Source organism: Fictibacillus sp. WQ 8-8 (genome assembly GCF_024494405.1).
Taxonomy (GTDB): Bacteria; Bacillota; Bacilli; order Bacillales; family Fictibacillaceae; genus Fictibacillus_C; species Fictibacillus_C marinisediminis.
Map to the genome: position 1 here is coordinate 175,126 of NZ_JAMXKG010000001.1, position 16,427 is coordinate 191,552.

Genomic DNA, 16,427 nt, shown 5'->3' on the forward strand with positions numbered 1-16,427 from the left:
AGAGCAATGTCCGGAAAAGTGATCGGTCTTGCTCCGTGTTGAGATCGAGACTCTTTAAAATTTCACGCTTCCCTGTAGTCCGGCATTTGACGGCTGCCAGGTAGAAACTATCAGACCGATTGATTGTACTGATATTATACAAGGATACTATTTTAATTTTTAGGAATAAAGGTCATTTTAATATATCAACATTCTTTTTACAATGGAGGGACAAAAAGTTTTATTTTAAAAATAATTTCGAATTAATGAAAAACAATCGTCTTGTTTTCGTGAACAATCACCCGGTCCTGCAGATGCCAGTTTACCGCCCGGGCAAGTACACTGCGCTCAACGGAACGGCCGATTCTTTTCAGATCCTCCGCATTATGATGATGGCTGACCCGCTCCACTCCCTGCTCAATGATCGGACCTTCGTCCAAATCGTTGGTCACATAGTGAGAGGTCGCACCAATCAGTTTCACTCCCCTTCCGTACGCCCGTTCATACGGCTTGGCACCAATAAACGCCGGCAGGAAGGAGTGATGAATATTGATGATCCGGTTCGGGTGCTTCGATACAAAATCCGGCGTCAAAATCTGCATGTAACGTGCGAGGACGATAAGCTCAATTTGATACTCTTCCAAAAGCTGCAGCTGTTTCTCTTCCACTTCTTTACGGATGTCCTTGTTGGCCGGTATGTAATGGTAGGGTATGCCGAGCGATTCGACAAGCGTTCTTGAATCCTCATGATTGCTGACCACAAGGGCAATTTCCGCGTCTAGTTCTCCGCTCTGATACTCCCACAACAGCTCGAGCAGACAGTGTGGTTCTTTTGAAACAAAGATAGCCGTCTTCTTCAGTTGGGATGCCAGCGAGAGGCGCCAGTCCATTTCGAAATTTTCGGCGATTGCGGTGAAAGCCTCTTTTAGATTTGGAGCGTTTTCGCCCAAATCTTCACATTCAAACTCGATACGCATAAAAAATGTGCCGCCCGCCGGATCCGTCGAATATTGATTGGATTCCACGATATTCGCTCCCTGCCTATATAAAAACTGCGAAACGGCCGCCACAATTCCCGGCTTGTCCGGACAGCTGACCAACAGCCTTCCTTTGTTGCTGTTTAGTACGTTTTCACTCTTTTGCATGCTCTCCATTCTCCTCTGTCTTTTTAATATCTGAGTATACGGGATTGTGAGGAAAAAGGGAAATGATGCGAGGGGTTGGGGCTAGTCTTCGAAGGTGAGATGGTAGGTTCTTCCTTTATTATCGCCTTCAAAATCCAGTTTTAAGGAGTGTAATAAACGTGTGGTTTGGGGGATGGAAGATAGTTGAAGAAAATCTCTTGCTGCACTGTTAGTGATAGTAGGATTAATGAGGTAACTGTAATCCTTTAGAGCTTGAAGATGAGCATTCTTTGTATAATGTAAGCACTCAAGGCAGTGCCATGTGCCATGAACTCTTAAAATTGGGATTAAAAGGCATTCTGGGCATTGAACTCCTTTTTTTATTTCTTCTAACTTAATATTGAACTGCTCCAGAATTGGCGAATTAGATGACGAGTGTTGTTTTAGTAGAAGACGGATCATTTTTTTAAGTTGTTTTATCGTTAACCTTTCTTCTTTGTAGCGTTCTTCAATCTGGTTAATTTTAAACGGGAGAGCATTGCGGTGGATAACCTTTTGGCGGACGTATTGCTGATGTGGAGGAGAAGTTTGAATTTGGGAATTAGGGTTGCTGATAACTACAAGAGTTTCTATAGGAATATCGGGGAGTTTATGCTTTTTAAGCCATGAGGTAAGCTGAACTTTGTGACGTTTGACTTGGAGGATGGGATCAGGAAAGACTTCTATTTTGTCGTCTAAAGTTCGGATCAGCTGGTGGAAGTCCTGGTCAAAAAATAAAGTTCCAGCTATATTCTTCACCTCTAAAATGAAGAGATAATACTGGGATATGAGCAGGGTGTCGATCTGAAAGTGATATTCATTATGGGGTAATCGGAGGTCATGCACTATATAGTAATTTTGCGGGGATAAAAAGCTTAGGGGATAATCTATGGAGTGCTCTCCTCTATAGCCAGCTGTATGTTTCGCGAGCGTTTCTTGAATGAGAGGGATTTTTGGATGATTTTTTGGCAATCTTCTCAATAAAGCCTGTAATTTTTGAATGTTCAGCGGGCGATTCCGCTTTTTAACGATCATTTTCATTACTCCTTTTGATTTTTTATGTCATTTTTGGGTTAAGAACTACTGATTTTAGCCTGTTAAAACTTGTTTGCGAACCCCCCGAAGCATATATTATCGAAAATGAATTTTTATTATCGATAAACTTAATTTATTATCGAAAACTCAATTTTATTATTGATATCGGTCATTTTATTATCGAACAGGATAACCTCGACACCGTTCGACCGTTTTCGCTACATTCATTTGCGCCCACCTCCCACCTCCTCCCCAACCACAGCACTCCCTCACCCCTAACAAATACAAGTGAGGCTCTTTTGCTCCATGACGTAAAAACGTTTTCTTCGTCTGCTCTGTCCCAAGTTCCTCTAACTTGTTCATCATTTCCTCAACGTTCATTTCTCATCGCCTTCCACTTCCATTAATTCTCCCCCTCCATTAAATAATCCTCCACAAAAAAGCAGGCCCGCCTCAATCGGCAAGCCCGCTCATGACCAATAATTATTCAGCTGCTTCTTTTTTGTTTCTTCGTGTCAGCTTCATCAAGAACTCGTATACGACCGGTACGATCACAAGAGTCAGCAGTGTTGAACTTGTAAGACCGCCGATAACGGTCACGCCAAGGCCTTTGGAGATTAAGCCGCCGCCTTCAAATCCGAGCGCAAGCGGAATCAAGGCTCCAATGGTTGCCAGAGCAGTCATCAGGATCGGACGCAAACGGGTAGCTCCTGCTTCAAGCAATGCTTCACGTGTGGTCAGGCCTTCGTTCTCCTTGTGGATGACGCGGTCAATCAGCACGATCGCATTCGTTACAACGATACCGATGAGCATCAAAGCACCAATCATAGCAGAGATACTAATACTTTCACCAGAGATATAAAGAGCGACAAGTGCACCGATTAAAGTAAACGGCAATGAGAACAGGATGGCGAATGGCGCCAATGCACCGCCGAACGTTACGACGAGTACAAAATAAACGATCGCAATCGCTGCAAGCATCGCAAGTCCCAGCTGGCTGAAGGACTCATTGATATCCTCGGTTACCCCGCCCATCTTCACGTCTACACCATTAGGAAGATCAAGCTTATCGATTTCTTTCTTCACATCTGCAGATACTTTGTTTACGTTTTTGCTGGTGACGTCTCCGCTGACACTCGCATAGATCTTATCGTCTTTGCGTGTAACCGTGTCTGCGGTTTCGCCTTTTTTCACTTTCGCTACGTCACTGATGGCCACTTCTTTTCCAGTTGCGGATTGCAGCTTTTTAGCGGTTAGGTCGTTAATGTCTTTGTATTTGCTTTTGTCTACTTTTACATAGACGTTAATGTCCTTGCCGTCTTTTTTCAGCGTCGTCAGCGCTGATTTATCACCGGAATCATTCAGTTCCATGCCGATTTGGCTGGCGGTCAGACCGAGCTTGCTCAGCTTTTTCTGATCAGCGGCAATCGTGTATTCCTGGTACGATTTGGACAGGCTGGAATCCACATTTCTCAAGGAATTCTTATCGTCCATGATGTTCTGGACTTTTTCAGTGACAGGCTTAATGTCCTTGATGTTGTTTCCATAGACTTGAACCTCCAGCTTATTGCTTCCGCCTGTAGCTCCAAAGTCTTGTGCCTTCCATTCCCCTTTGTTCGTAGTTCCCTGCAGGTCATCAATAACACGCTTCTGCTCTTTTTCAAAGTTCGGGGTATCTTTGTCATACTCCATAAAGAACATAGCCTGGTTACTCGCTGCCGGATTCATCGGGTTCTCACCGCCAACGGAATACTGGATCGTCTTCACATGTTTACGGTCGATGAGCAATTTTTCAGCTTTAAGAGATTCTTTTTCCACATCTTTTCTCGTCTGCCCTGGTTCTGGATTGAACGTTGCGATGACCATCTTCTGATCATCGGATGGCAGAAAGCTGACGCCGATCTTCGGAACAAGGAACAAACTTCCGGCTAGCAGAAGGATGGCCAGCCCGAATGAAAAAAATTTATGGTTGAGCGACCAGTTCAGAACTCTTTTATAAAGGCCTGCAAGTGCACCCGGTTTATCGTGGCCGACTTCCTTCTTGTTCTTCAACCCCTTTTTAAACAAGGAATCTGCAAAAGCCGGAACGACCGTAATGGCCACGATCAGGGATGCCACGAGGGCGAAAACAATCGTTAAAGCAAACGGCAGGAAGAGCTCTCCGACAGGTCCTTTAACGAGGCCGAGCGGCAGGAATACTGCGATAGTGACAATTGTTGATGACATGATTGGGATAAACATCTCACGTGTTGCTGATGTGATCAGTTCCTTGCCTTTGATGCGTTCGCCTGTTAGTGACATCCGGCGGTAGATGTTTTCGATAACGACGATCGAGTCATCGACTACCCGGCCGATGGCAACCGTCATGGCACCGAGGGTCATGATGTTGAGCGTTATATCCATCTGCTTCAGTGCAAGAATGGCCATTAGCAACGAAAGAGGGATCGAGATGACCGCGATCACTGTTGAACGGATATTCCGTAAGAAAAGCAGGATGATAATCACGGCGAACAATCCGCCGATCAGCGCTTTGTTCAGCATCGTGCTGACTGACTCTTTGATTGGTGTTGCCTGGTCGAACACATTAACGGTTTTCAATCCAGGGTGATCCTTTTTGATTTGTTTCAATTCTTTTTTTACATCGTCTGCCACATTAACCGTGTTGGCATCCGCAGATTTAACGATCTGAACGCCAATGGATTCATGGCCATTCGTTCTGGAGATCGATTCTGCTTTTCCTACCGACTTGATCGACGCGATATCTTTTAATTTAACAGTCGGCAGCTCTGAAGGCTGTGCTTGTTGTGGTGCCGAACCGGCTGCTGGTGAACCTTGTTGACCAGCACCAGGTGCGCCTTGCTGTGCCCCTTGCCCGGCAGCTGTTCCGGCACTTTGTCCGCCAGTTCCACCTGAAGTAGCTGAAGGACTCTTTCCTGCCTGCTGTGCATTGCCCGCCCCTGATTCTGGAGCAGGAGAAGTCACCGGAATCTCAAGGTTCTTCAGTTCCTTGATGGTTGTGATCTTACCATCGACAACTACAGATTTTTCTTTGTTGTTAAAGTTGTACAGTCCGAGCGGCATGGAAGAATTGGCACCCTGAATGAACCGCTTGACCGTATCTTCTGTCAGACCTTTTTCTTTTAATCTATCTTGTTTGAAGTCTAACTGAACTTCCTCAACGTTCTGGCCTGCAACCTGGACAGAGGAAACACCTTCAACTCCTTCAAGTCTTGGTACGACATCATCTTCTACCACTTTGGTCAAGTCCTTCAGTGATTTATCTTTATCCGAAACACTTAATGATAAAATCGGAAATTCATTAAAGCTTTGACGGGATACTTTCGGGTCATCGACTGAATCAGGAAGACTGATGTTGGCAAGAGCCTCTTGCACCTCTCCCTTCGCCTTTTCCATGTCCTTGTCAAAATTGTATTCGATCTGGACAGAAGAGATATTTTGATATGAAGAGGAACTTACGGAATCAACACCCGATAAATTCTTCACCTTCTGCTCAATCGGCACGGTCACCTTGTCAGCTACCTCTTCTGGAGTAGCACCCGGATATACCGCGGATACTGTGACGACCGGTGTATTGATATTAGGCATCGTTTCCAGTTTCATATTCAAACCAGAATACAAGCCAGCTGCAACAACAAGCAGCGTTAAAAGCCATACGGCAAATTTATTCTTCAGACAGAACCTGATGATTGAACTCATTCTTTCTTCTCCTTTCAAACGCATGACTGACCAGTCGGGTTGTGGTATAATATAAATGAACGGTCATAATAGATATAAATATAAAGGACCGTTCCCCTGAATGCAAGAAATAATAATAGCTTCAATTGACGAAAAAATATGTACTTAAGATAATAGAATCAGACGTTTACTTGGAGGTAAGGGATGAAACAGAGAAAAGTAGAAATCATTGAGTCGGCGATTGCCTTATTTGCGGAAAAAGGATTTCATTCAACATCCATTCAGGACATCACCGATCATGCCGGGATGTCAAAAGGGGCTTTTTATAATTATTTTTCCTCTAAGGAAGAATTGATGATTGCCCTATTCCATTACTACAACGATAAAATCAGTCAAAAGATCTCAGAAATCGGGGAACAAAATCTTCCTCCCCGCGAAACAATAAAAAAGCAAATGGTCGCATTGTTTACTTCATTCACAGAACATAAAAACTTCATTATCATGCATTTTAGAGAACAGAATTCAACGATCAATGAAGAGATGCGGAAGCACATGCTGAAAACACAATATAGATCGATGAAATGGCTGGAAACAAACCTGCTTTCTTTGTACGGAGAAGAAATTACTCCTCATTTGGGGGATTTAATTTTGATGGCTCAGGGTCTTCAAAACACATACATTCGTATTTTTATTTTTGATGATCAGCTTCTCCAGCCAGAAGCACTGGCCGAATTTTTGCTTCAAAGATTGGATGACATCGTTGCCGGTTTGCAGAAAACGAAGTCCACGATGATTTCGATGAAGAACTTAGAAAACCTGTTTTCCCGCCTTCATCTCCATACGGAACAATCTCTACAGGATACCATTCATCAAAAGCTTTTAAACATGGGGAAAACGCTGGATAAACTCCCACTACCCGCTGAAAAAAGGGACGAGCTGAAAAGTGTCATCGAATTCTTGCTGAGTGAAAATGAAAAAACACATCCGAACAAGATGGTATTCCAGGGCATGCTTGCCAACCTGAAAGGGGTAAAGGAATTGGAGAATGACAGGAAAGACATTGCGAGGATTATGGGAATTGAGCTTCTTTAATTCCAAATAAAGAAGGACTAAAGACATACGAAGAAATTGAATATAAGGAGCCTCTAAATGACGCAAAAACAATTTATTTATACGTTAAAATTGATTCCGCGATTAGTAGATGAAATCAATTGGACTGAAAAAGAGAAAAGCATCGTATCAGATCACTTTCAAGCACTGCAGGAGTTAAAGATGGCAGATAAACTCATTATGGCCGGCCGGACCCTAAACATGGATGAAACCACGTTCGGCATTGTCATTTTGCTTGCTGATACGGAAGAGGAAGCCAGAACGATGATGGAAAGTGATCCTGCAGTAAAAGAAGGAGTCATGACCGCTGAACTTTTCCCTTACAAAATTGACTTGTTGAACGAAAACTTTCTAAAACTTAATCAAAATGCATAATAAAAAGACCTGCCGATTTGGCGGGTCTTTTCAATGGCTGCTGCGAGGTTTCTTCGACCGAGTCATCGCTGCTCCTAAATATAGGGTGCCGCAAATAATAAAAGCAAAGGTTCTCCAATAAAAGAATGGAGCCCAATTTGCAGAAGATTTCGTTCCCAAAAGTATGCCGTGCAGAAATGAAAGGAGCCAAAGCAAAAACACAAGGTAATGCGTTTTCTTCCAGACGGACTTGCCGATCACTTTCATAAAATCTGAAGTGAGGATAACGATGAGCAGCATGTAAGTCGCGATCGTCCCTACTCCAGTTTTTCATATAGCGTGGAATCCCCACCGACAGCGATTCTATGATCCTCGAAATAAACAAAATAAGCAATTGTGCTCCCTGCTGAAACTGATCTTGTCCCCAATCCGAAGACTGGCCTTCTCCCTGGCTGAAATCATCGCTTTGCTGCTGCCCGTCCGTAAACGCCGAGGAATCACCCTGATCGTTAATATCATCTTGAATGTCTTGTCTGCCACTACCTTGTGACGGGTTATTCTGCACTGCCGTCCCTGTGTTTTGATTTTTTGCAACCAGTCCGCCAAACGTGAAGAATGCAAGGATGCTGACAGAGATTACGGACCACTCACCTTTTTATTCATCGTTCACCACTCCTATATCATTAAAGTCATTTCTACTTTGTATTTTTTCAAGGTATACACAGAGTCTACTTGACGAACCTTAATCAAACCTTAAGTTTTAAAGATTTGAGCTATGTCCTTGATTTTTTCTTACAACCGCGTTATATTAATTGACGCATCAATCATTGAGGTGTCAAATATTAACCGGTCAATCATTCTTTTAATGACGAAAGAGGAGATTTACTTGAACCAATCATGTGCTACAAAAACGCATATCGCCTATACATTACGGGAGCTTCACAACCAGATCAGCCCGAAATTTGAACGATGTACAGGAATCAGCCAGTCCCGGCTTGAGCTCCTTCATCGTCTATATGAAGTGGAGGAGATCAGCCAGACCACCCTTCAAAAAGAGGTCAATATTGACAGTGCTGCTGTCACGAGGCACTTAAAACAGCTTGAAATCTCAGGGATGGTCGCAAGGCGGAAGAATCCCAAGGATAACCGAGTAACGCTCGTCAGCCTTACCGATCAAGGCCGCAATGAAATCATTGCCTACAGAAAAGAAAGAGATCAATTTGTCTCTAACCTTTTGAAAGATTTTAAAGAGGAAGAGCTTCCAGTTCTTTTAGATATGCTTAAACGCATGCAGCATAACGCTGACCAGATTGAAGGTTAGCCTTTTGACACCTTAGACAGACATCATAAGTAAAAAGGGGAATCTATCCATGAATACAACATTAGTGAATAACTTTAATGATATCGTGACTGGACGCCGTTCTATTCGCTATTACGATCCATCCGTTAAAATCAGCAAGGAAGAGATGACAGAAATCCTTAATAAAGCTACAATGGCACCTTCTTCTGTCAACATGCAGCCATGGCGTTTTCTTGTGATTGAAAGTGATGAAGCAAAAGCAACGCTCGCTCCGCTTGCTCGTTTTAATAACTCTCAAGTGGAAACTTCATCTGCCATGATTGCTGTATTCGGAGATTTGAACAACTTCGATAAAGGTGAAGAAATCTACAGCAAAGCCGTTGAGCTTGGCTACATGCCGCAAGATGTAAAGGAACAAATGATGGGCAGACTCACCGCTCACTTTGATACTCTTGATCCTGAGGTAAATAAGGAGACAGTATTAATCGATGGCGGCCTCGTATCCATGAATCTTATGCTTGCCGCACGTGCCCATGGCTATGATACATGCCCCATCGGCGGTTATGAGAAAGATAAAATTTCTGAAGCTTTTGGATTGGATAAAGACCGTTACGTTCCGGTTATGCTGATCTCCATCGGTAAAGCAGCGAATACTGGGTATCCGTCTGTTCGTCTTCCTGTTGAAGAAGTGGCGGAGTGGAAATAAATTTTATATAAAAAAACGAAGGGATGAATAAGAATGATCATTATTCACGCAAAAAATTATGTTAATGCAGCAAAAGAAGAGGAATTTGTAAACGGGATTCAGCAGCTTATCTCAGCTTCAAAAGCGGAAAGCGGCAATATCTCTTACGAACTGTTCAAAGATACAGCAGAAGAACATGCCTACATGATGGTGGAAGTGTGGCAGGATCTAGAAGCAGTAGATGCTCACAATAAAAGCGAACACTTCACTTCCTTCGTTGCAAAAGCGCCTGAATATCTCAGCCGTCCAATGGAACTTAAAGTGTTTAACGGAAAACAGATTAAATAATAAAAATCATGGGCAAATCAATGCCCATGATTTTTTACTTTTGTTTAGGCTTAGTTAAAGCATATTGTTGATTTTCGACAAAAAAGGAATTAAGATAGCTTGCATTTTTTCGTTTCTGCTTGAAACGGACTTCTTTAAATATGGAAGATGTTTTGATATTGCAGAAAATACTGTCCGATCCCCTGCACAGAAAACCCCAGCAAATAGTAGATCAGTGAAAAACCCAGAGAATTATACATATCATTACAGTTATAATAATGTTAAAGTGTGAACATTTAAAGGAGCTGTTTTAATGTCAGATTTGTATTTATTTTTCATGATTGCGATGATCGGCGGACTTGTCGTGCTGATCGGTACAATCATTCTTATTACAAAAAAGATCACTGCACCCAATGATGACCTGAACAAAAAGATTCATCACTTGGAGAAAGAAGTTGAAGATTTGAAAAGAAGATTGTAAAAGACCTGCCGACTAGAACAGGTCTTTTTTAGAATAGTATCATTCCCAAAACGAATACTTCCTATAATTACTATGTATTTTACGCATGAATCGATGTGAGATAAAGTAGGTCTTGTTAAGCAATTATTATTTCAGGAGGAATTGAATGGAGTATACGTTAACTGAAAACAAGGGGATTTCTACTCATTTAAAAATTTCTGATGACCTAAAAGATATTGCTTCAGACGCAGCAAAATTTATCATTGAATTTGGATACGGCGATATTTACTCACGTTCAGGTTTAACCAATAAACAGCGGGCACAAATCACGATTGCCTCACTTGTTACCCAAGGTACTGAACCACAGCTTGAACTTCATGTTAATACCGGGCTGACAGCTGGGCTGACTCCCGTTGAAATTGTAGAAAGCTTCATTCAACTCATTCCGTATACTGGATTCCCTCGTATACTTAACGCTCTTGCAGTAGCGAAGAGAGTATTCGCTCAGCGTGGTGTTTCTGCGGTTTCAGCAGCTAAAGAACAGTAATTTGATGGAGCCGTTACTTAGCAACGGCTCCTTTTATTTAAAGTCATGAAAGAGGTTTGGTCATGAAATTTTTAAATACAGTTGGCCTTCTCACATTTACACTCATGTTATATCTTCCAACTACTCTCTGTTTAACTCACTAAGTATATAGGGTAAAAGTACTATATACGCAGTAATTTCGGGAGGAAAAGATATGGACTTGCATAACGGCAGCCTTTTTTGGCCCACCACGCTAGACGGTGAGAAGACCATAAAAGGAAGACAGGAAATCGACACACATTATGATGCAGTAATCGTTGGCGGCGGCATGTCCGGCGCTCTAACGGCGTTTACTCTCGCACAGGAAGGTTTGCATATTGCCATTGTGGATAAGAGGGAGATGGCTGCGGGCAGTTCTTCTGCCAACACAGGCCTTCTTCAATTTTCAAATGATATTATGCTTCATGAGCTGATTGATCAGATTGGCGAGGATCAAGCCGTGCACTTTTATAAGCTTTGCCAGAAAGCAGTAGACCAGCTGAAAGAGGTAGCTGAGACACTTCCCTGTGAAGTAGATTTGATCAAACGAAAAAGCATTTGCTATGCGAGCATTGAGGAACATGTTCAAAAGCTGCAAAAGGAATATGAGGTCTTAATCAAGCATGGCTTTCCTGCTGAATATTGGACCAAAGAGGACATGAAAGAGCATTTGCCATTTGAAAAACCGGGGGCTTTAATTACGCATGGAGATGCCGAAGTCAATCCTTACCGCTTTATTCAGGGGATCTTGGAACATTTGGAGCAAAAAGGCATTCATTTGTTTGAAAATGTGGAAGCTAAAGAGGCAGAAGAACAAGATGACGGCATTCTGCTGCACACCTCCATCGGCACATTCTCAGCATCCCATTTGATTTATGCAACAGGATATGACACAATCCCTATTAATGAAAAAATCGGATCAGACATCAACCGATCCTATGCGATCGCGACTGAACCGATTGAAGATTTGTCTTCCTGGGAAGATAACGCAATGATCTGGGAAACGAAACGACCTTACCTTTATATGAGGACAACCGTTGATCATCGCATCATTGCAGGCGGATTGGATGAAGATAAGCCTGAAGCGCCTCAAAGTGAAGAATGGATCGCCAACCGTGCAGAGCGGATTCAGCAGGAGCTTATAAAGCTGTTTCCTCATCTCCCTATAAAGATTGCCTACGCCTGGGGGGCAAGTTTCGGTGAATCCCTCGATAACCTTCCATTCATCGGAAAGCATCCTCATAAAAACCGCCAGTACTATCTGCTTGGGTATGGAGGAAACGGAACCGTATACAGCATGCTTGGCTCTCATATTATTAGAGATTTGATTTTGGACCATCCAAATGAAGATGCGAAACTTGTAAAACTGGATCGGTAATATAATTTTTAAAACTAGAATAAAACCAGTTAACTATATTTATAAGTTAACTGGTTTTTAAACATTTCTATTGGCTGTTTTCGTAACCTTTGTTGCTTTTGAGAGTAATTGATTTCCGTTTCAGGATGCTCGCTTTCCGCGGGGCGTGCGCTGAGCCTCCTCGGCGCAAGCGCCTGTGGGTCTCACCTGTCCGCTTCCCCCGCAGGAGTCTCGCACCTTGCACTCCAATCAACTTGTCAATGAAGCCTATTTACAAAAAGATTCCCAAAGCAACAATCTTTTAGAAAAGAGCCTTTCTATTTGATTTATTTAAGCATTATTACTTTAACTTTTACTGTCAGAAATTCTTCCGAGGAAAAATCCATCAACTTGATCCAACTTTCCCCTCCAAAGAATTTTCCCCTTAGATGGAGTTGAATTACTATCACCACAAAACACTCGTGTGTTCTTTAAATGAATGAAATTAATACCGCTGTTGTTATTGTCGTCTTCTGCCGCCCCACCGGCTTTAACAAGGCGCTCGCCTATCTCCTGAGCGATCTCGTTTCCATCCTCAAACGTTTCAGCCAGCGTTTCGAAGTATTCTTGAGCGGTGATCGTTGTGCCTGTAACGACAGCCCCTTTGACATTTAACGTAATATCTAATGAAAACCCATGTTTATTGCATGCCTTCACAAAAAATTCAAGTATGCTGTCTTTAGATTGGGATGACGTGGTTGAACTCATCAAATATCCTCCTCTTATTTCGAAGATGTATCGTCATTGCTGGAAAGAGATGTCTCTGATTTGCTGCTTTTTGCTTTCTTTGAATTCTTATTCTTTGCAGGTGTCTTTTTGGTTTTTGATTTTGTTGCTTTCTTTGCAGGCTTCTTTTCCTCTTCGTCGTCTTCCTCTTCTTCCTCATCTTCTTCGTCTTCATTTACATTGTTTACGTCTTCTTCCTCATCTTCCTCTTGTTCGTCTTCCTCTTCCTCTTCTTCCTCATCATCTTCGTCTTCATTTACATTGTTTACGTCTTCTTCTTCTTCATCCTCTTCATTATCCAGCTCTAATTGCTCTTCTTTATCTTGCTTTTTCTTCTTTTTCTTTTTATCTTTTTTATCTTTTTCTTCATCCTTTTCCTCACTTGCATCAACCATTTGCTGCAATTTCTGTTCTAACATTTCCAATCGTTCACTTAGTTTCTTATTTTCATCTTCGAGTGATTGATACTGTTTGTTTTCGTTATTTCCATTATCTTGATTTTGGTCTTCGTTTGTAACATCTGTTTCTTCGCTTTGATCGTTATCCTGGTTCTTATTTTTCTTAAATAAACTGGATGTTTTTTCTTTTAGACCTGCAGCAGCTTGCTGAGATTGTGCAACCCCGGTTTCTTTAAAGCCGCTTAGCTTTTCTTTAGCTGCCTTGCCTAGATTTTTCCCTTTGTCTTTCAGGTTGGCTTTTTCTATACCAGCTAATAATTTCTTTCCTGTTTTCGGGGTAGCAAGTAATCCTACAGTAGCACCTACAACTCCTCCTACGAGTGTTCTATTTACGGGACTTAACTTTTTCTTCTGTTCCACCGGTTGATTTTCAATTTGGGTATTTTCAGTTTTATTAGTAGCCATTTAATTTTTCCTCCTCTAATATCGTATACTTTATTGGAATGATTGAAAGTCAATCATTGCTCCCTGCATTCTGTTCTAAAAGTCGGACTCGCTCCATTAATTCTTTGTTTTCCTCTTCCAATTTTCGGGTGCCCTCTGAAGCCTTGGAGGATAGATAAGGATCATTCTCCCACCAGTCCATGCCGATTTCTTTTGCTTTATCTACAGAGGCAACAATCAGGCGGATTTTAATGGTTAGCAACTCTACATCAGCGATACCAACCGTTATATCCCCAGCAATGACAACCCCTTTATCCAGTATCTTTTCTAATACATCGACTATTGTACTGGACTCTGCAGGATGCTGTACTGCCATTTTTATCACTCCCTAATTTCCACGTCTGGCTCATAATAGGTTTCCTAATGGCCCAAGATCAATATTTAAGTCTTCATCCTTTAAATTAAAAATGGTTTTAAGCTCGTCCATTTTTACTTCTAAATTCATCAATGCCACACCAAGGTTTTCAATTTGTTCATCGGTTAAATTTCCGCCGTCCACCCGGCGGATGGCGTGCCTTTCAACGATTTGCCTTAACAATTCAATGACCGTCAGAACCAGCTGTGCTAAGCCATGCTCAGCATTATCGGGATCCAGATTAATTTTCCCGCTGGATGGATTAGTTGCTTGCATAAATTAGGCCCTCCCTTTGTTTATCAAATTGGTCGGACGAGATGTCTTTACGATTGCCTGAAGATGAGTTAACAAGCGTTTCAACTGAAGCAATCAGCACACGCAGATCAAGGTAAACCAAATCTACCCCTGCAATTGAAATGATTAGATCTCCTTTGATGGCGACACCTTTATCTAAAATCACATCTAATATTTCAATAAGAGTAACTTCCTTATTTTCAATGGCTTCTCTGTGTCCCATGAGCTAATTCCTCATTTCAGGTTAAGCTTGCGAAATGGTAGGCGGGCCATGGACCAGAAGCCTCGAACTTCCAACCAGTTTCTGCGAGCTCATTTTTCTTTTTTTTAATTTCTTCTAAAAATTCTTCCACTGTATCTGCCGGTATAAGGTATACGCTATTCCAGCACATATCGAATTGTTTCCCTGTTACATCCTTACCCCAATTTTTTTTTATTGAATCATGAAGGGAAAATTTGGTAAGTTCCTCATGGATCTGTTCACACGTTTTATTTATTTCTTTCTCTAACTCCTGGTCTGCCAATTGATCGATCTTTCTTTTTTCAAAGAACTGTCTGCCAGGAGACAATTTGCTTATCTCTTCTTTTTTTTCTTCTATTAATGAATTGTGGCCACTGATGAAGTCTTTTAATTTTGAGTGGTCACAATAGATTTTCAAATTCCATTCTTCGTTGCCTGCGAGTTGAGTAAACGAGTTGGTGATCTTCTTTTGGTGATCTTCAATTGTTTCGATCAAGCTATTTTCGCTTGTATAAATCGTACAAAATTTCATTGGAATTACTGTATATTGTTTTTGGAGTGCCAATAGAGCTTCATGGTGATGAAGCGCCTTTCCTTGAAGCCATTCCATGTCGTTGTTCATTTTTTCTTTAATCGATTCTTCTGAATACGTGTCTGCATCAAGGTCACAGACAACGGCCGTAATTTCATTTAATTGAATGGTATACACTTCATTCTGTTCATCTAACCCCCGAAAAGAAGGAACTGCGTCTTTTATTGCTTCTTCGGTGGGAATAAGTCCATATAAATAAACGAGTTTCGCCATCTTTATTCCCTCACTTTTGCTTCTTCGTCAAATTCTCCCACTCTTCCATTTCCCGCTGTTTTGCTATCTCATATCTTACTAACAATACTTCTTCTTGTTCCTTGTAGACCTCTTCCGGTATTTCTTCAAGTTCATACATCATTTGAAGCTGAATCAATTTTTGCTGAATAAATGAAATGTCATACAGTTCCCGATCCACTTCTTCTTTAACCTTTTCACCAACTTTAATGACAAGATTCATCGGGGACATTAAAAGTTTGTGGATCATGTTCCTTCCTCAACCTTTAGCTGAATATTGATGAAATTGTAGGCAGGCCATGGCCCGGAATACTTAAAATCGAGTTTGTCCTCCCATTTTTCATGAACCTCATTTACTTTTTGGTCAAAGAGTTCTTCCTTATCGCGGTCAATTAAAAAGGCTGCATTCAAAAGCATCGTTTCGCCAATCGGCTTGTTGATTTTTGAAGCTGTAGATGCTTCTTTTAATGGATCAAAGATTTCCGCTTTAATATCATTTTGAAGAGAACTGAAAAATTTTTGAGCCATTTCGCCAAGCTGAATGCGTTCATAATACGCTGCATCCTGAGACTTGCCTTGAACCGTTTTTTTCATTTGTTCTACTTCAGGTTTTTTATTAATTTCCTCTTCCAGCCATTGTTTTTTGCCCATTACCTTTAGACCAAGTTCTATTTTTCCCTTTATTTCTGGAAACAACTGTTCAAACTGCGGATACAAATTTTCCAGTAGAACTTTTACATCTTCTTTTGAATTGAACACATTTCCAAAACTAATGGGAATGACCGTATCGTTTTGAGCCATAACAGAAGATATCACATCTTGATGAGCCATTAAGTTTTCCTTATTGGGATGATAAATTTTCATTGGCATTTCTGCTGCCACAATGGCTGCATCCTTATAATGAATGGTAAACGTTGATCTTTCTTGGCCTTCAATGGTGACATTTCCAAACTGATACTTATCCTCTGTTGTTTGTATACCGCAAAATATATAAATACCTGTTGATTGACTCATTG

20 protein-coding genes, 1 pseudogene and 1 riboswitch are annotated in these 16,427 nt (G+C 41.5%); of the genes and pseudogenes, 8 read left to right on the forward strand and 13 right to left on the reverse strand.

Annotated features, from left to right (window positions below):
• Positions 1 to 55: 55 nt before the first annotated feature.
• Positions 56 to 162, reverse strand: a riboswitch (purine riboswitch).
• A gap of 80 nt (positions 163 to 242) precedes the next feature.
• The 4 genes and pseudogenes from purU to M1K46_RS00895 all read right to left on the reverse strand — a co-directional run bounded on the left by purU (position 243) and on the right by M1K46_RS00895 (position 5,894).
• Positions 243 to 1,133: a formyltetrahydrofolate deformylase gene (purU, locus tag M1K46_RS00880; RefSeq protein WP_256224488.1), complete on the reverse strand. Its 891-nt coding sequence runs from the start codon at positions 1,131 to 1,133 to the stop codon at positions 243 to 245.
• Between the two features lie 72 nt (positions 1,134 to 1,205).
• Positions 1,206 to 2,177 (reverse strand): nuclease-related domain-containing protein, encoded by a 972-nt coding sequence (locus M1K46_RS00885; protein ID WP_256224489.1) that lies wholly within the window; start codon positions 2,175 to 2,177, stop codon positions 1,206 to 1,208.
• Positions 2,178 to 2,444: 267 nt separating this feature from the next.
• Positions 2,445 to 2,558, reverse strand: a pseudogene (locus M1K46_RS00890) (DNA alkylation repair protein); the annotation flags it as partial.
• A gap of 102 nt (positions 2,559 to 2,660) precedes the next feature.
• Positions 2,661 to 5,894, reverse strand: a complete 3,234-nt coding sequence (locus M1K46_RS00895) for an efflux RND transporter permease subunit (RefSeq protein ID WP_256224490.1) — start codon at positions 5,892 to 5,894, stop codon at positions 2,661 to 2,663.
• Between the two features lie 183 nt (positions 5,895 to 6,077).
• Between M1K46_RS00895 and M1K46_RS00900 the strand changes: the two genes are divergently transcribed.
• Positions 6,078 to 6,965, forward strand: coding sequence for a TetR/AcrR family transcriptional regulator (locus tag M1K46_RS00900; protein WP_256224491.1), 888 nt, complete (start codon positions 6,078 to 6,080; stop codon positions 6,963 to 6,965).
• Between the two features lie 57 nt (positions 6,966 to 7,022).
• Positions 7,023 to 7,358 carry a YciI family protein gene (locus M1K46_RS00905; RefSeq protein ID WP_256224492.1) on the forward strand — a complete coding sequence of 112 codons (336 nt, stop codon included), beginning with the start codon at positions 7,023 to 7,025 and terminating at the stop codon, positions 7,356 to 7,358.
• Here M1K46_RS00905 and M1K46_RS00910 read toward each other — a convergent pair.
• The gene (locus M1K46_RS00910) at positions 7,342 to 7,902 is read right to left on the reverse strand and encodes a hypothetical protein (RefSeq protein ID WP_256224494.1); all 561 of its coding nucleotides are present in this window, start codon (positions 7,900 to 7,902) and stop codon (positions 7,342 to 7,344) included. The two genes, M1K46_RS00905 and M1K46_RS00910, sit on opposite strands and share 17 nt — an antisense overlap.
• Positions 7,903 to 8,223: 321 nt before the next feature.
• Between M1K46_RS00910 and M1K46_RS00915 the strand changes: the two genes are divergently transcribed.
• From M1K46_RS00915 to M1K46_RS00940, 6 genes are all read left to right on the forward strand, one after another.
• Entirely contained in the window at positions 8,224 to 8,658 is a 435-nt protein-coding gene (locus tag M1K46_RS00915; protein WP_256224496.1) for a MarR family winged helix-turn-helix transcriptional regulator, read from the forward strand.
• A gap of 49 nt (positions 8,659 to 8,707) precedes the next feature.
• Positions 8,708 to 9,343 (forward strand): nitroreductase family protein, encoded by a 636-nt coding sequence (locus tag M1K46_RS00920; protein WP_256224497.1) that lies wholly within the window; start codon positions 8,708 to 8,710, stop codon positions 9,341 to 9,343.
• A 33-nt stretch (positions 9,344 to 9,376) separates the two neighbouring features.
• Entirely contained in the window at positions 9,377 to 9,670 is a 294-nt protein-coding gene (locus M1K46_RS00925) for a putative quinol monooxygenase (RefSeq protein WP_256224498.1), read from the forward strand.
• A 292-nt stretch (positions 9,671 to 9,962) separates the two neighbouring features.
• Complete coding sequence (locus M1K46_RS00930; RefSeq protein WP_175501771.1) at positions 9,963 to 10,130, forward strand: hypothetical protein; 168 nt, start codon at positions 9,963 to 9,965, stop codon at positions 10,128 to 10,130.
• Between the two features lie 145 nt (positions 10,131 to 10,275).
• Entirely contained in the window at positions 10,276 to 10,656 is a 381-nt protein-coding gene (locus tag M1K46_RS00935; RefSeq protein ID WP_256224499.1) for a carboxymuconolactone decarboxylase family protein, read from the forward strand.
• Positions 10,657 to 10,849: 193 nt separating this feature from the next.
• Complete coding sequence (locus M1K46_RS00940) at positions 10,850 to 12,052, forward strand: NAD(P)/FAD-dependent oxidoreductase (RefSeq protein ID WP_256224500.1); 1,203 nt, start codon at positions 10,850 to 10,852, stop codon at positions 12,050 to 12,052.
• A gap of 324 nt (positions 12,053 to 12,376) precedes the next feature.
• Here M1K46_RS00940 and gvpU read toward each other — a convergent pair whose 3' ends face one another.
• From gvpU to M1K46_RS00980, 8 genes are read right to left on the reverse strand one after another with little or no spacing between them, the layout of a single operon-like run.
• On the reverse strand, positions 12,377 to 12,778 hold the full coding sequence (gene gvpU / locus M1K46_RS00945; protein WP_256224501.1) for a gas vesicle accessory protein GvpU: 402 nt from the start codon (positions 12,776 to 12,778) through the stop codon (positions 12,377 to 12,379).
• Between the two features lie 14 nt (positions 12,779 to 12,792).
• Positions 12,793 to 13,659 carry a GvpT/GvpP family gas vesicle accessory protein gene (gvpT, locus tag M1K46_RS00950; RefSeq protein WP_256224502.1) on the reverse strand — a complete coding sequence of 289 codons (867 nt, stop codon included), beginning with the start codon at positions 13,657 to 13,659 and terminating at the stop codon, positions 12,793 to 12,795.
• 49 nt (positions 13,660 to 13,708) lie between these two features.
• Entirely contained in the window at positions 13,709 to 14,014 is a 306-nt protein-coding gene (locus M1K46_RS00955) for a gas vesicle protein (RefSeq protein ID WP_053357137.1), read from the reverse strand.
• 30 nt (positions 14,015 to 14,044) lie between these two features.
• Positions 14,045 to 14,329 carry a gas vesicle protein K gene (locus tag M1K46_RS00960; RefSeq protein ID WP_053357136.1) on the reverse strand — a complete coding sequence of 95 codons (285 nt, stop codon included), beginning with the start codon at positions 14,327 to 14,329 and terminating at the stop codon, positions 14,045 to 14,047.
• Positions 14,316 to 14,570, reverse strand: coding sequence for a gas vesicle protein (locus M1K46_RS00965; protein ID WP_053357135.1), 255 nt, complete (start codon positions 14,568 to 14,570; stop codon positions 14,316 to 14,318). The genes M1K46_RS00960 and M1K46_RS00965 overlap by 14 nt, the downstream gene beginning before the upstream one ends.
• Before the next feature lie 16 nt (positions 14,571 to 14,586).
• On the reverse strand, positions 14,587 to 15,393 hold the full coding sequence (locus M1K46_RS00970) for a GvpL/GvpF family gas vesicle protein (RefSeq protein ID WP_256224503.1): 807 nt from the start codon (positions 15,391 to 15,393) through the stop codon (positions 14,587 to 14,589).
• Between the two features lie 10 nt (positions 15,394 to 15,403).
• Positions 15,404 to 15,661 carry a gas vesicle protein GvpG gene (locus M1K46_RS00975; protein ID WP_062232709.1) on the reverse strand — a complete coding sequence of 86 codons (258 nt, stop codon included), beginning with the start codon at positions 15,659 to 15,661 and terminating at the stop codon, positions 15,404 to 15,406.
• Positions 15,658 to 16,425 carry a GvpL/GvpF family gas vesicle protein gene (locus M1K46_RS00980; protein ID WP_256224504.1) on the reverse strand — a complete coding sequence of 256 codons (768 nt, stop codon included), beginning with the start codon at positions 16,423 to 16,425 and terminating at the stop codon, positions 15,658 to 15,660. Before M1K46_RS00980 ends, M1K46_RS00975 begins: the two co-directional genes overlap by 4 nt.
• Positions 16,426 to 16,427 lie beyond the last annotated feature (2 nt).